Raw genomic sequence first — 14352 nt, 5'->3', positions numbered from 1 at the left:
TTAAGCGGGTGTAGTTTAGTGGTAAAACTACAGCCTTCCAAGCTGTTGTCGCGAGTTCGATTCTCGTCACCCGCTTTGAACTTTAGTTCATTTTTACCAAGTTTTTTAACTTGGGCGCGTAGCTCAGGTGGTTAGAGCGCACGCCTGATAAGCGTGAGGTCGGTGGTTCGAGTCCACTCGTGCCCATTAATAGTATGGTCCGTTGGTCAAGGGGTTAAGACACCGCCTTTTCACGGCGGTAACACGGGTTCGAATCCCGTACGGACTATATATTTGGAGGATTACCCAAGTCCGGCTGAAGGGAACGGTCTTGAAAACCGTCAGGCGTGTAAAAGCGTGCGTGGGTTCGAATCCCACATCCTCCTTAATATTAACGCGGGATGGAGCAGCTCGGTAGCTCGTCGGGCTCATAACCCGAAGGTCGTAGGTTCAAATCCTGCTCCCGCAATTTGGCTCGGTAGCTCAGTTGGTAGAGCAATGGATTGAAGCTCCATGTGTCGGCGGTTCGATTCCGTCTCGCGCCATCAATTCAATAATCAGGAAGGGTAGCGAAGAGGCTAAACGCGGCGGACTGTAAATCCGCTCCTTCGGGTTCGGGGGTTCGAATCCCTCCCCTTCCATCCTTTACGGGCATAGTTTAAAGGTAGAACTAAGGTCTCCAAAACCTTCAGTGTGGGTTCAATTCCTACTGCCCGTGTTAATAATTATGGCGGGTGTGGTGAAGTGGTTAACACACCAGATTGTGGCTCTGGCATGCGTGGGTTCGATCCCCATCACTCGCCTATTTATTAATATTATTATTGGGGTATAGCCAAGCGGTAAGGCAAGGGACTTTGACTCCCTCATGCGTTGGTTCGAATCCAGCTACCCCAGTTAAATTTATGCCGGCGTGGCGGAATTGGCAGACGCGCTGGACTCAAAATCCAGTGTCCGCAAGGACGTGCCGGTTCGACCCCGGCCGCCGGTATAGTAAAAAAGACAAGGTTTTCGGACCTTGTCTTTTTTTCTCTGTTTTTGTTGAGTTACCAATTTTTTCCATTTTAAAATAAATCATCAAGTTTATTAGCCAATGTTTTCTGTTTGCTAGGGTACAAATGAGAATAAGTATCAATTGTTGTTGTAATAGATGCGTGTCCTAATCTTTCTTTGACAACAAGATAATCTTCTCCTTGATTTATAAGTAATGATGCATGAGAGTGTCTTAAATCATGAATTCTTATTTTCTTTAAATCTTTATCCCTTTCTAGTATTTGCTTAAACTTCTTATCAATCATATTTTTTGTAATTGATATTGGTGTACTCTGTATTATTTGAAGTTCTTCAGTATTTTTCGTAAATTCCTCAAGTTTTTCTTTTTGTTTTACTTTCCAATCTATTAGCATTTCTGCTAATTTCTGATTTATTGTTATATTTCTAGTTCCTGATCGTGTTTTTGTTGTATTAATGTAGCTTGTATTATTAACAAAGTATACCGTTTTGGTAACGTAAATCGTATTTGTTAAAAGATTTATATCATTCCAGTTCAATGCGAGGATTTCTCCCATTCTCATTCCAGTAAAGAAAGCAATTACGAAAAACAGGTCATAACTTATTTCATCATCTCGAATAAGTCCTCTAAATCTCGTGAATTCTTCTATACTCCAAAATTTAATATCAGGCTTCCTAATTGGTAATTTTCTCAGATTCTTAACTGGATTTTTATCAATGAGTGATTTTCTTATACCAGTATCAAAAATTTTTTTAAGTAGAATCAGAACCTTATTAATTGTATTATAGCTTAAAACTTCATTTTCATTTTGTTTTTTAGGTTTTGTTTTTAGGTATTCACGAAATTCGAATATATGGTCATACGTTAATTTATTTAAATTTGTATTTTTAAAATATGGCTTAATATGACGCTCATAATTATTTCTTTGTGTACTTGTGTAGCTTACTTTTCTGCCATTTTTCAAATCATCTTCTTCAAGTAAGTCGAATAACATATCCGTTGTTACTACAAAGTCAAATTGTTTTTCTTTTAATTCTACAACTCTAATATGTTGTTCAAGTTCTAGGGCTTCCTTTTTAGATTTTAATCCTTTACGAATAATACGTATTCTTTTTTGTGTGACTGGGTGGAAACCGTTAGAAACATCAACAGTCCATTTACCACTTTTAGTTTTACGAATAGTCATTCATTATGCTTCTTTCTGGAGTTCAATTCCTAGTAGTTCTTCAGCGACACTGGCTGGAATTGTACCAATCCGTTTGTTATCGTAGATATTAAAACCACGATTCACTAATAGTAATTTGCCAGTATGGATAATCTTTCTTGCAGTTCCTGGAGCAAATCCAAGTTCGATAAGGTCATCTTTTGTTACAGTTTTAATCATGTGCTCTCCTTTTCTAATTAGATTAAGTACGGGGAGGATTAACTCCCCTTGTCTTATACTTATTTTTGTTTTACATCTACTAAATGGATAGCATCCGCCTTGTAATACATCGTTGAACTAATCATAGTAGCTTGTAAATTGTCAAATGTAACTGGTACTTGATCCATTGCTTGGATATAGTCATTATCGACTAAAGCTTCTGGATTGTCTACTGAGACTTGGGTTGATTTCTTTTTGAATTGTCCATCCTTGATCGTTACATTGTATTTCCAACCAATGATTTTATCGGTATTAAAACGTCTTTCGCTACCATCTCGGTTTTTGATAATTTCTCCGTTTGCATCTGCTCGGACTTCCGTTTCAAATTTTGGAATGACTTCATCCAATTCAAATTTTGTTCCAATGTTATTGAAATTCCAGTCATTTTGTGAGAGCATTTTTGCCATATTTAATTTCTCCTTTTGATATTTTCTTTGATTGTAGGGATTAAATCTTCTCTTTTAAAGAGAATTGCCCTTTCTATTAATCCACTTGCTAAATCTGGTGGATATTCCATATTGTTGAGTGCGAGATAGTTAGATTTCTCATACTCATGCAGTAAGTTATTGTCGTATAGAAATTTATACGCTTTTAGAATAGCTCCAGAACCTTTATAGGTAAACCATTCTAATTTTTGTTCTAGTTCTGTCTTTGGTTTTGAAATAATGATAGAGACAGGTTTTGAGTGACCTAAAAACTTTTCCCAAGATCTCAAAGGTTTTGAGAAGTGACTATCACTATAGAACCTCACTTTTTCTTTGAGGTATCCCTTGGTAAAGTTAAGAAGATCTATTTCTGAATGCAACCATTCTTGAATGAAGTAGTGAGCTTTTGCTTTCCTAAGTTCTAACTCAGTTCTTATCCAATTTTCTATATACCGCTTGCTGATCCCGAGCTTTTCAGCTTGTTCTAAGCGCTTATCGTAAATTCTAAGTCTTTCATCATCATTGGGTTTTCTTAAATATAAGGTCTGACCGATCGTTTCATCTCCGTAGGTATTGTAGTAGGTGCTTTTTCCATATAGAAAGCGTTTCTTCTGACAAATCTTTAGAAGTTGATTAGGAGTGAAATAGGGTGTTTCATTAAAATCATCTATTGCAATATCAATTCGTCTTACTGAAAAATGAATGTAATTGTAGTAGAGGTTGTTCAGAAACTGTCTTTCGGAGAGACTATTTGGATCTAATACCATATCTCTATAGAACTCTAGTGCCTGTCCTGACATGACAAGCATGTAGGACGACTCTTTCGATCCATAGTAGATACGGATATTCCCATAATGAAGCTGGCTATCATAGTTATAGTATTTAAGGCTCCCCTTATTCTCAATAAATAGGTCAAAGTCAAGAAATAGGATATCTTCGATTATTTCTTTTGGCGAAAATTCAGTCTTATCAAACTGAATTTGAATCCAGTCAAATACAGAACGTAAATGCTCATTTTTTGCCATAGATTTTGATTCAACTTTTTGCCTAATTTTGCCACCCTTAAAATCTCCAAAACCCTTGGTAATACTGAATTTTTTCGATGGTACACCTAACTTGCAGAGGGTGGTGTTACTACACACCCTATCGGTCAAAAATGGTCCGTCCGCATCTACGCTCATTTTCGGCTTTCTGCCTCATGGCTCAGCCGAAAACTCGCTATTAGCCGAACCTATTTTTTGACCTCTTGTTAACAAACCCTAGTAAGCCGGTTTGCATCGACTCTTCAATATCTTGGATTTTCTTTTTTAGGTTGGAATTCTCAATTTTTATCAGTCGCATTTCTCGCTTAAATTCCTGTTTTAAGGCGCTCAGTTCATCGTAGAGCTCATCTATTACTTGGTTTAGGGATTCATGTTCATTGTCTGCTAGACTCCCAAATACGGCTTGTATAGCCTCTTTTAGACCTATTTCAAGTTTTAGTTTAGCTAACTTTTGAAATTGTCTAAGGTCTTCGTCTGTAAAATCATAGGCAACTGTATAACTTAATTGATGAGTTCTGGGATTTCTACTGATAGGAACTTTAATTTTCTTAAATTCCTTGCCACTTATCTCTTTAATCAGTTGAATCCAATTTTTAAGAGTAGAGGTAGAGTTTAGGCCAGAAATTTGATTGACTAACTCTTTATTGGTCATCTTTTTGTGAAACCTCCGAAATTTTCTTGTGCAACTGAAGAGTTTTCTGTGGTATAATTGTTACATAATATGTTTTGATCTTGGAACGAACGGCACATTTGTTTCAAGATTTTTTATTTTGTCGAATCCTACCTCCTTTATTAAAATTTTTTAAATCGACTACTAGTTACATACGCTTTTACCTCCTTTTATGCTATAATATTCTCAATGGAATATTCAATCTCAAAATAAATATTCCTTATGGAATAATTCTATTTTATACCGTTTAGAATATTTTGTCAAGCTAAAATATACGAATAAGAATATCTATAGGAGAATTATGTATACAGAGGATTATAAATTTTCAGAGAGGTTAAAAACTCTCAGAAAATCAAAAAAGTTAACTCAAGTACAAATATCGGAATTAATTGGAGTTCAACAAGGGACATATTCTCGGTGGGAGAATGGAACGTTAGAACCAGGATTAGAATTCGTTGTGAAATTAGCAAATATCTTTGGGACTACTACAGATTATTTGCTGGGACAAAAACCTTATTCAATTATCAGTAGTTTACCTCTAGAACAATTAGATCTTACCAATATTGCAAACTTTTCAAAGGATGAGTTTGATATTTTGAAACATTCAATAGCAGTTTCGGTGGCAAGAAATAAAATAAAGGCAACAGAACTAAAAGATAGAGTTATAGAAAAAAATCAGTTGTCAGAAAAAGATGCAGAACTTTTGAATAAGATTTTTGAAGAAGTTAAAACTTATTGGGAAAATTAGGAGGACGCTAGTCTTCAAAATTCCCTCCCAAAATGTGTCCAAAATATTGACAGAATTCTAGCTTTTCATTATAGTTCTTATGGAACTTTTTTTCTACAACAAAATAGGCTCCATAATATCCATAGGGGATTTACCCACTACAAATAGTATAGAGCCGGTTTTATTAATGTCCTGCATTTCCTAATAAGTTAACCATGACAACACCAATGATAATCAAAATTAAACCGATAATGCTATAAACATTTAGTGTTTCTTTGAAAATCATTACTGCGATAGAGGCTGTCAAAACTAAACCGACAGCTGACCATGTTGCATAAGCTATTCCTAAAGGAATTTTTTGCATTGCTAGTGAGAGGAAATAGAAACAAACGCCATAGCTAAGTAGGGCAGAAACGGTTGGAATAGGCTTTGTAAAACCGTCTGATAATTTCAAAAGGTTAGTTCCCAATATCTCTCCTACAATGGCGATAAAAAGATAAAAGTATGACATGTCTTTAACCTCCTATATGTCATGTTTTTGCTCTAAGAGCTATTATAGCTATCCGTTTTTTATAAATCTTGGCACAAGTCATGAGAATTTGTAGTAAAACTGTGGCAGACACTTTTTCAGAACCAATAGCTGATAAGTTTAGTATATCATAAGATAAATTTAAAAAAAAAAGTTTTGTTAGAAAATGAATTATCAAATTCTTGGGCTAAAGAGTTATTTTTGTTAAAATAATAAAAAACACTTACCCTAATTAAAGGAGAAAATAAAATGATTACATTAACTGTTAATCGTACAAGTGTCTTGAATACCTCTGGATGAATATAACCTGTTGGGACATATCGTCTATTCTCTGATGATGCTCTTAGAACGATAAGGTATGGAGTGTTACCAAAAAGTTACTAAAATTTGAAAAATGAGTCTATTTTGCAAGATTCAAAAGGCTTAAAACCCTATTAAATCAGGGTTGTAAGATTTAAATAATGGAGTTATGGAACTCAAAATCCAGTGTCCGCAAGGACGTGCCGGTTCGACCCCGGCCGCCGGTATAGATTATAAAGGAGTTTTACTCCTTTTTTTGTTTTATTTTTTTCTTTTTTATGATATAATTAACCGGTAAAGTTTCTTTTGGTGAATTAGAAGGAGTTAATTTTGTCTGAAGTTGCAAATAAAATCGATCGATTTTTAAATTCTATTTTATTGTTATCTGAAAATCAGCATGAGATTTTAGTTGGTTCTTGTACAAGTGGTGTTTCATTAACCAACACTCAGGAACATATTTTGATGCTGGTTGCCGATGAGGCTCTAACCAATTCTGTCTTAGCTAAGAAATTGAATGTCAGTCAGGCGGCTATCACAAAGGCCGTGAAGCCCTTATTAAGTCAGGGGATGTTAGAGACTTATCGTGATGAGAATGATGCTCGAGTTCTCTATTATCGCTTAACTGAGATTGGTAAGCCAATTGCATTAGAGCATCAGCACCACCATCAGCATACTCTTCACACTTATGAGGATGTTTTGTCGAAGTTTACTAAGAATGAGCAAGGGGTTATTTCGAGGTTTTTAGATTTATTGGAAGAGGAGTTATAGTTTGAGGTATATTACGGTTTCAAATTTATCGTTTTATTATGATCGGGAACCGGTTTTAGAAGGGATCAATTACTACTTAGATAGTGGGGAGTTTGTGACCTTGACCGGGGAAAATGGTGCTGCTAAGTCAACCTTGATTAAGGCTAGCCTTGGGATTTTACAGCCCAAGGTCGGGACAGTTGAGATTTCAAAGACAAATGTAAAGGGAAAGAAGTTAAGGATTGCTTATCTTCCACAACAGATTGCTAGTTTTAATGCAGGGTTTCCAAGTACGGTCTATGAATTTGTGAAATCAGGTCGGTACCCTCGTAAAGGCTGGTTTCGAAAGTTGAATGAGCACGATGAAAAACATATTCTGAAGAGTTTAGAATCTGTTGGGATGCTGGAGTTCAAGGATCGGGCGATTGGTTCTTTGTCTGGTGGTCAGAAACAGCGGGCTGTCATTGCTAGGATGTTTGCTTCAGATCCGGATATCTTTGTTTTAGATGAACCTACGACAGGGATGGATGCGACGACAAAGAGTGATTTTTATGAGTTGATGCATCACAGTGCGCATCACCATCAAAAATCTGTTTTGATGATTACGCATGATCCTGAAGAGGTTAACCAATTTGCGGATCGGAATATTCATTTGGTTCGCGACCAGAGCTCTCCTTGGAGATGTTTTAATGTCCATGATACTGAAGGGGAGGGTGACCATGCTTGATTTATTCCAGTATGATTTTATGCAACGGGCCTTGTTGGCTATGGTTGCCATGAGTCTTTTTTCTCCTGTATTAGGGATTTTCTTGATTTTAAGACGGCAGAGTCTTATGAGTGATACGCTAAGTCACGTCTCTCTTGCGGGTGTCGCTTTTGGGCTTTTCCTTGGGATCTCTCCAACGCTCTCGACCATGATCATTGTCATTATTGCTGCGGTTTTTCTTGAGTATTTGCGGACCTTATTTAAGGACTTTATGGAGATCGGGACGGCAATTTTAATGTCCACAGGTCTTGCCCTAGCTTTGGTACTGATGCGTGGTGGTGGAAAAAGCTCGATGAGCTTGGATCAGTATTTGTTTGGTTCTACCCTAACCATTACGGATGAACAGGTGATCGCCTTGTTTGTGATTGCTTTTGTTGTATTAGTGTTGACGGCCTTATTCTTGCGTCCTATGTATATTTTGACCTTTGATGAAGATACGGCCTTTGTAGATGGCCTTCCGGTCCGGACCATGTCCATTTTATTTAATGTGGTAACGGGGGTTGCTATCGCCTTAATGATTCCTGCAGCAGGATCGTTATTGGTTTCAACCATCATGGTCTTACCGGCTAGTATTGCGCTGAAATTAGGGAAGAACTTCCGTGGGGTCATGCTGATTGCGGTCATCATTGGTTTTATCGGGATGTTTAGTGGGTTGATTTTGTCTTATATTGCAGATACACCAGCGAGTGCCAGCATCACGCTTTTATTTGTGGCACTGTTCTTGCTTGTGAATCTTGGATCACGTTTGAGGAAATAGATATGAACTTTAAAAAATTTGGTTGGTTATTGTTAGTGGCTTTAACACTTGTTTTGACAGCTTGTGGCAAAAGTCAGAGTCAAAATGGGAAATTAAAAGTGATGACCACTTTTTATCCTGTTTATGATTTTACAAAAAATATTGTCGGAGATGAAGGAACGGTAGACCTGCTCATTGGAGCGGGATCAGAGCCTCATGAATATGAATTGTCTGCTAAGGGGCGGGCTATGATTCAAGATTCGGATGTTTTCGTCTATGAGAATGAAAACATGGAAACGTGGGTTCCAAATCTTTTGAAATCAATGAAGGATAAGAAAACCAAAGTGATCGATGCTACCAAGGGTATGGTCTTGCTTCCTGGATTGGAAGAGGAACATGAACACGAAGGGGGCGAAGAACACCATCATGAATATGATCCTCACCTTTGGCTCTCTCCACATCGTGCCATGAAGATGGTAGAATCGATTCGTGATCAGTTGGTCGCAGCTTATCCAGATAAGAAAAAGACGTTTGAGAAAAATGCCCAAGCCTATCTGAAGAAATTACAGGCTTTGGATCAAGCTTATCAGGATGGATTGAAAGATGCGAAGCAAAAGAATTTCGTGACCCAACACGCGGCTTTCCGTTACTTGGCCTTGGATTATGGATTAAACCAGGTGGCCATTTCAGGGATTTCACCTGATAGCGAGCCTTCTGCTGCACGATTGCGTGAATTGACAGAGTATATCAAGAAAAATGAGATCAAGGTCATTTACTTTGAGGAAAATGCTTCTAAGTCCTTGGCGAAAACCTTGTCTTCTGAAGCTGGTGTTGAGTTGGCTGTCTTAAATCCTTTGGAAAGCTTGACGGATCAAGAAATGAAAGATGGCGAAGACTACGTGTCTGTTATGAAGGAGAATCTGAAGGCGCTAGAGAAAACAACGTCACAAGCTGGTAAGGATATTCAACCGGAACATGAGGAAGATGCTAAGACGGTTCAAAAGGGCTATTTCGAGGATAGTCAAGTTAAGGATCGTAGCTTAGCAAATTATGCAGGTGATTGGAAATCCGTTTATCCATACTTGCAAGATGGAACCTTGGATCAGGTCTTTGATTATAAGGCAAAATTAAATCCAACTATGACGGCTGCTGAGTATAAGGAATATTATACTAAGGGTTACCAAACAGATATTGATCGGATTAAGATTGATAAGGATTCAATGGAGTTTTATCAAAAAGGATCTTCTAAGAAATATACCTATAAATACGTAGGTAAGCACATTTTGACTTATAAGAAGGGAAATCGTGGTGTTCGTTATCTCTTTGAAGCGAAAGAGAGTGATGCGGGAGACTTCAAATATGTTCAATTTAGTGACCATGAAATTACTCCGGTAAAGGCAGCTCACTTCCACATTTTCCATGGAGGAAAGAGTCAAGAAGCGCTTTATGATGAGTTGGAAAATTGGCCAACTTATTATCCTTCGAACTTATCTGGTTTAGAAGTGGCACAGGAAATGCTGGCTCATTAAAAGTTGTATCAAAAGAGAGACTAGGACTGATTATCCCGGTCTCTTTTTGATTAAAAATGGGGAGTGAAGCTTGTCAAATGCATGAAAATACGTTACAATGAAAGGGCTTTAAACTAAAAAAATGTATGGGGAATTTTAAATGAAAAAAGTTGGTGCAATTCTTGTGAGTCTTCTCAGTGTGGTCCTGTTGGTAGCTTGTTCGCAACAGGGAACGAGCAAAAAATCAACCACTTCTTCTAGTCAAACGACGACCTCTTCTGAAGTCAAAAAGACGGCTGCTTCTAGTTCGGAAGTGAAGGAGAAAGAAAAAAAAGAAGAGAAAAAAGAAGTGAAGAAAATGGATCTTGAGGCTATTGCCAATGGAGATTACAGCAGTATTGCTGGGGTCTGGCAAGATGATAAAGGAAACAAGCTAGTCTTTAACGACAAAGGGTTGGTCTCACAAGAGTTAGAGGGCTATGGAGCTTCTTTGACGGATTATGGAACCGCCTCAGAAGGCATTTATGGTGGTCGTGATGGGGGCTTCTTGTTGGAGTATATTCCTGCGGGAGTAACCATTGGTGATCAGGTCGACGATCAAGGACAAGTCGTCTTTAAGGATACATCAGATGCCTCTAAAAACCGCTTGTGGTCTGGTGTTGGTATCGCTAGTTTTGGGGAACAAGGCTCGATCTACTATCATGTAGGAGATGAATAACGGAAAAAAGAGGCTGGGACAAAAGTCCTAGCCTCTCAATTATTTTTAGATTGTCGAGCAAGACGCAGTGGTTGAGTGGGCTCTACTACGCTGATTTCATCAGCTTTTACAGCCCTACTCAACTGTGCGGAGGTGGGACGACGAAATCGAATTCTAACGAATGACCGATTTCTGTCCCACTTTCTTTTTCTTATGCATGTGGGGGGAGCCATGAAAGGTCAAACTGGAGCAATTGGGCTTCAAGGAGATCTTGATGGGAAATCTCTTGTTTCTCTTTGCCATCTAATAGGGCTTTTTGGATGAAATAGGCGCCTGCAGTGTGTGAGTTGGCGCAAATTTTGAGCTCATGATTTGGAAGATGGAGAAGAACTTCTTTAAAGAGAGGGAGGCCCAGATCATAGATTGGTTTTCCTGGGAAGGTTGGGTAGAGTCCAAGGACCGACCAGATGTACCAAGCAGATAGGCTACCGTTGTCCTCATCACCTGGATAGGCTTGGAAATCTTGATGAAAAGCTTGAGAACGGATCTGGTGGATCAGGAGATTGGTGTATTCGGGATGAAGGCTGTGACGGAAGAGGTAGGGAATGTGAAAGCTGGGTTGATTGGAGATGGCAATCTGCCCAAATGGGGCTTGGGCCATTTCACTCATTTCGTGGATTTCATAGCCATATCCTCTTACGTCAAATTGAGGTCTTTGATTGGCCAGATCCAGCAGTCGTTGGGTGAAGGCTTTTTTACCGCCCATTAGCTCTATCAGGCCGGAGAGGTCGTGTAAGGCTCCAAAAGTAGCCTGGGTGGCAGAGCATTCTGCATAATCTCCTCCCCAGCTAGTAGGAGAGAAGGGTTCTTTAAAGTTTCCATTGGTGGATCGTGCTCTCATAAAGCCTGTTTGGGTATCATACAATGTTCGGTAGGAGAGGCTGGAAGTAGCATACTGAGTAGCCGTTTCTGTCTGACCCAATTGCTTGGCAACGGTAGCAATGCAAAAATCACTATAGGCATAATCGAGGCTATGGCTCACACTTTCGTGAAAATCATCGGGTAGGTAGCCAAGGGCCTTGTAGCTTTCATTACCATGGCGACCAAAATGTTGAGTAGGATCTGTTTTTTGGGCCGTCTGGAGCATAGCTGTGAGCATGTTTTCATGTAGGTCTGGTGCGATCCCTTTTGTGACAGCATCCGCAAAGACTCCATCGATGAGAGTACCTGGCATCATCCCTCGTTCATCTGGGGCCAACCATTTTGGTAGAAAATTAGTATCTTGGTAAGTGTTTAAAAATCCTTCGAGAAAGTGACGGTAGTAATCGGGGTAGACAAGGCTAAAGAGCGGAAAAGATGTTCGGAAGAGATCCCAGAATCCGATATTGGTATAAGCTTTTCCTGGTTTGATTTCATTATGAGTGACATCCAGGTGCCAGTCATTTCCCGTGCTATCTGTTTCATAAAAGGTTTGAGGGAAAAGGAGGAGTCGGTAAAGGCAATGGTCGAAAAAGGCTTGGTCACGCCCTCCGGCATCTTTTACTTCAATTCGTTTTAGCAGCTGATTCCATTGATCGGATGCTTCTTTTTTAGCTTCCTCTAGAGAAAGGTTGGGAAGATGGCTGTGAGCCATGTCTTGGGACAGATAAGAAGTTCCTAATTGAACGGTCACTTCCTTGCTAGAAAAGGTGAGAAAGAGATCATGATCGATGTGAGTGACGCTCTCAATCGGCTGGCTAAATTGCCACTGGAGATAGAGAGAGTAGGAAGTATCTGCAGTATGGGCCTGATCCAGAATGCGGAAGTGGCAGGTTTGGTCTGTCAGGGTCAAGTCCTCTAGTTCCTTTGCTGCATGAAAACAGAGAGTCAGCTTTTCTGTTGCTCGAAAGCGCATGACAGCCCCGTAGCGGCTTGGAACCAGCTCGCTTTGAATCTGATAACGTTCCGAAAAAATACGGAGGTAGTGAGGCTGGAAAACGGCTTCTTTCATCGAATAACTGCTTTGGCGACGGAAGAGGTCGGAACTTGCAATATTTCCTGTGATGGGCGTGATGAGGCACCAAGCGTAGTCTCCTATCCAAGGACTAGGCTGGTGGGTGAGGCGAAATCCCTGAAAAATAGGGAGATTGGGGTTGAAAAACCAAGCCCCTTGTTCGTGTGTCGTCTGGGGAAGGAAGTAGTTCATCCCAAAAGGGACCCCGGTATAAGGAAGGGTATTTCCGTGGGAATAGTGGGGATGATTATCGCTTCCCCAGCGGGTATCGATGGTCTGGCAATGTGTGCGCATCTTGTCTCCTTTTTCTTCATCAACCTTAAATGATCTGTGATTTTCTTGGAACACGCGGTGGTATTTTCTTCATTGTATCAAAGTGTTGTCAAATATGATAGCGTTTTTATCAAATGGAAAATTTAGTAGAAAAAGGGCTATAGTTTGCGTATGTATTTCCCTTTTGAAATCTTTTATACTGAATAGGAAAGAATCGATACGTGTGAGGAAAATAAATGACCTATTCAAAAGAAATTGTGCGAGAATGGTTGGATCAAGTGGCTGAGCGAGCTAAGGAGTACCCTGAGTGGGTGGATGTCTTTGAACGTTGTTATACAGACACTTTGGATAATACAGTTGAAATTTTAGAAGACGGTTCAACCTTTGTGTTAACAGGGGATATCCCAGCTATGTGGTTGCGTGACTCAACGGCTCAATTGAGGCCTTATCTTCATGTGGCTAAAAGAGATCCCCAATTGCGCCAGACCATTGCTGGTTTGGTCAAACGTCAGATGACCTTGATTCTCAAGGATCCTTATGCCAACTCTTTTAATATTGAGGAGAACTGGAAGGGTCACCACGAGACCGACCATACCGATTTGAATGGCTGGATTTGGGAGCGCAAGTATGAAGTGGATTCGCTTTGCTACCCCTTGCAACTGGCTTATCTTCTTTGGAAGGAAACTGGTGAGACTAGCCAATTTGATGAAACCTTTGTCACAGCGACCAAGGAAATCCTTCATCTCTGGACAGTGGAGCAAGACCACAATAACTCACCATACCGTTTCGTCCGTGATACCGATCGTAAGGAAGATACCTTGGTAAATGATGGCTTTGGGCCAGATTTTGCTGTGACAGGAATGACCTGGTCAGCTTTCCGTCCAAGCGATGACTGCTGTCAGTATAGCTACTTGATTCCGTCCAATATGTTTGCAGTGGTTGTCTTGGGCTATGTGCAAGAAATCTTTGCAGACTTGAATCTAGCCGATAGTGAAAGCATCATTGCTGATGCCAAACGCCTGCAAGCTGAGATTCAAGAAGGGATCGAAAAATACGCTTACACGACTAACAGCAAGGGCGAGAAAATCTATGCCTTTGAGGTAGACGGTTTGGGAAATGCTAGCATCATGGATGACCCTAACGTACCAAGTTTGTTGGCGGCTCCCCATCTGGGCTATTGCGACATCGACGATGAAGTCTACCAAGCTACTCGTCGGACGATTTTGAGTCCTGAAAATCCCTACTTCTATGAAGGGAAGTACGCAAGTGGGCTCGGAAGTTCTCATACCTTTTATCGCTATATCTGGCCGATTGCTTTATCCATTCAAGGATTGACAACGACAGATAAAGCTGAGAAAAAACATTTGTTGGACCAGTTGGTTGCCTGCGATGGAGGTACGGGCGTCATGCACGAAAGTTTCCATGTAGATGATCCAACTAAATACTCGCGTGAATGGTTCTCTTGGGCCAACATGATGTTCTGTGAATTAGTCTTGGATTACTTGGATATTCGCTAATGAGCTATCG

At 39.8% G+C, this 14352-nt stretch carries 13 protein-coding genes, 11 tRNA genes and 2 pseudogenes; 18 read left to right on the top strand and 8 right to left on the bottom strand.

The window, feature by feature from the left end; all coding sequences use genetic code 11:
- The first annotated feature begins 4 nt into the window (after nt 1-4).
- The 11 genes from SM123_RS10245 to SM123_RS10195 all read left to right on the top strand — a co-directional run bounded on the left by SM123_RS10245 (nt 5) and on the right by SM123_RS10195 (nt 967).
- Nucleotides 5-75: transfer RNA gene (locus SM123_RS10245), tRNA-Gly, on the top strand.
- A 37-nt stretch (nt 76-112) separates the two neighbouring features.
- Nucleotides 113-186 (top strand) — tRNA-Ile (locus tag SM123_RS10240).
- Between the two features lie 10 nt (nt 187-196).
- A tRNA-Glu gene (locus SM123_RS10235) sits at nt 197-268 on the top strand.
- Nucleotides 269-275: 7 nt separating this feature from the next.
- Nucleotides 276-365, top strand: a tRNA-Ser gene (locus SM123_RS10230).
- Between the two features lie 9 nt (nt 366-374).
- Nucleotides 375-448, top strand: a tRNA-Met gene (locus SM123_RS10225).
- A gap of 3 nt (nt 449-451) precedes the next feature.
- A tRNA-Phe gene (locus tag SM123_RS10220) sits at nt 452-524 on the top strand.
- Between the two features lie 15 nt (nt 525-539).
- A tRNA-Tyr gene (locus SM123_RS10215) sits at nt 540-620 on the top strand.
- A gap of 6 nt (nt 621-626) precedes the next feature.
- Nucleotides 627-697, top strand: a tRNA-Trp gene (locus tag SM123_RS10210).
- A 12-nt stretch (nt 698-709) separates the two neighbouring features.
- A tRNA-His gene (locus SM123_RS10205) sits at nt 710-782 on the top strand.
- 19 nt (nt 783-801) lie between these two features.
- Nucleotides 802-873 (top strand) — tRNA-Gln (locus tag SM123_RS10200).
- 10 nt (nt 874-883) lie between these two features.
- Nucleotides 884-967 (top strand) — tRNA-Leu (locus SM123_RS10195).
- Between the two features lie 73 nt (nt 968-1040).
- Here SM123_RS10195 and SM123_RS10190 read toward each other — a convergent pair.
- From SM123_RS10190 to SM123_RS10170, 5 genes are read right to left on the bottom strand one after another with little or no spacing between them, the layout of a single operon-like run.
- Complete coding sequence (locus SM123_RS10190) at nt 1041-2174, bottom strand: tyrosine-type recombinase/integrase (protein WP_004182166.1); 1134 nt, start codon at nt 2172-2174, stop codon at nt 1041-1043.
- A 3-nt stretch (nt 2175-2177) separates the two neighbouring features.
- Nucleotides 2178-2372 (bottom strand): DUF3173 domain-containing protein, encoded by a 195-nt coding sequence (locus SM123_RS10185; RefSeq protein WP_000598356.1) that lies wholly within the window; start codon nt 2370-2372, stop codon nt 2178-2180.
- 59 nt (nt 2373-2431) lie between these two features.
- On the bottom strand, nt 2432-2818 hold the full coding sequence (locus SM123_RS10180) for a hypothetical protein (RefSeq protein WP_001096844.1): 387 nt from the start codon (nt 2816-2818) through the stop codon (nt 2432-2434).
- A gap of 2 nt (nt 2819-2820) precedes the next feature.
- Nucleotides 2821-4017, bottom strand: a complete 1197-nt coding sequence (locus SM123_RS10175; RefSeq protein ID WP_004182182.1) for a replication initiation factor domain-containing protein — start codon at nt 4015-4017, stop codon at nt 2821-2823.
- 40 nt (nt 4018-4057) lie between these two features.
- On the bottom strand, nt 4058-4531 hold the full coding sequence (locus tag SM123_RS10170) for a hypothetical protein (RefSeq protein ID WP_000182279.1): 474 nt from the start codon (nt 4529-4531) through the stop codon (nt 4058-4060).
- Between the two features lie 319 nt (nt 4532-4850).
- On the opposite strand from SM123_RS10170, the gene SM123_RS10165 reads away from it, so the two are divergent.
- Complete coding sequence (locus SM123_RS10165; RefSeq protein WP_000287814.1) at nt 4851-5297, top strand: helix-turn-helix transcriptional regulator; 447 nt, start codon at nt 4851-4853, stop codon at nt 5295-5297.
- A gap of 163 nt (nt 5298-5460) precedes the next feature.
- On the opposite strand, the gene SM123_RS10160 is transcribed toward SM123_RS10165, so the two are convergent.
- Entirely contained in the window at nt 5461-5787 is a 327-nt protein-coding gene (locus SM123_RS10160; protein ID WP_009732038.1) for a DMT family transporter, read from the bottom strand.
- Nucleotides 5788-6435: 648 nt separating this feature from the next.
- On the opposite strand from SM123_RS10160, the gene SM123_RS10155 reads away from it, so the two are divergent.
- From SM123_RS10155 to SM123_RS10135, 5 genes are all read left to right on the top strand, one after another.
- Complete coding sequence (locus tag SM123_RS10155) at nt 6436-6873, top strand: zinc-dependent MarR family transcriptional regulator (protein ID WP_003004547.1); 438 nt, start codon at nt 6436-6438, stop codon at nt 6871-6873.
- Between the two features lies 1 nt (nt 6874).
- The gene (locus SM123_RS10150) at nt 6875-7579 is read left to right on the top strand and encodes a metal ABC transporter ATP-binding protein (RefSeq protein WP_003013743.1); all 705 of its coding nucleotides are present in this window, start codon (nt 6875-6877) and stop codon (nt 7577-7579) included.
- Nucleotides 7572-8375, top strand: a complete 804-nt coding sequence (locus SM123_RS10145) for a metal ABC transporter permease (RefSeq protein ID WP_003009676.1) — start codon at nt 7572-7574, stop codon at nt 8373-8375. Before SM123_RS10150 ends, SM123_RS10145 begins: the two co-directional genes overlap by 8 nt.
- Before the next feature lie 2 nt (nt 8376-8377).
- Entirely contained in the window at nt 8378-9883 is a 1506-nt protein-coding gene (locus SM123_RS10140) for a zinc ABC transporter substrate-binding protein AdcA (protein ID WP_049483548.1), read from the top strand.
- Between the two features lie 139 nt (nt 9884-10022).
- A complete protein-coding gene (locus tag SM123_RS10135) occupies nt 10023-10580 on the top strand; it encodes a DUF6287 domain-containing protein (RefSeq protein ID WP_320909553.1) in 558 nt (185 codons plus the stop codon).
- A gap of 190 nt (nt 10581-10770) precedes the next feature.
- Here SM123_RS10135 and SM123_RS10130 read toward each other — a convergent pair.
- Together SM123_RS10130 and SM123_RS10295 are read right to left on the bottom strand one after the other, a co-directional pair.
- Nucleotides 10771-12240, bottom strand: a pseudogene (locus SM123_RS10130) (GH92 family glycosyl hydrolase); the annotation flags it as partial.
- Between the two features lie 33 nt (nt 12241-12273).
- A pseudogene (locus tag SM123_RS10295) lies at nt 12274-12846 on the bottom strand (GH92 family glycosyl hydrolase); the annotation flags it as partial.
- Nucleotides 12847-13061: 215 nt separating this feature from the next.
- On the opposite strand from SM123_RS10295, the gene SM123_RS10125 reads away from it, so the two are divergent.
- On the top strand, nt 13062-14342 hold the full coding sequence (locus SM123_RS10125; protein WP_320909551.1) for a glycoside hydrolase family 125 protein: 1281 nt from the start codon (nt 13062-13064) through the stop codon (nt 14340-14342).
- Nucleotides 14343-14352 lie beyond the last annotated feature (10 nt).

Source organism: Streptococcus sp. S5, assembly GCF_034134805.1.
GTDB classification, from domain to species: Bacteria; Bacillota; Bacilli; order Lactobacillales; family Streptococcaceae; genus Streptococcus; species Streptococcus lingualis.
This window is presented reverse-complemented; position numbering and strand designations above follow the sequence as displayed.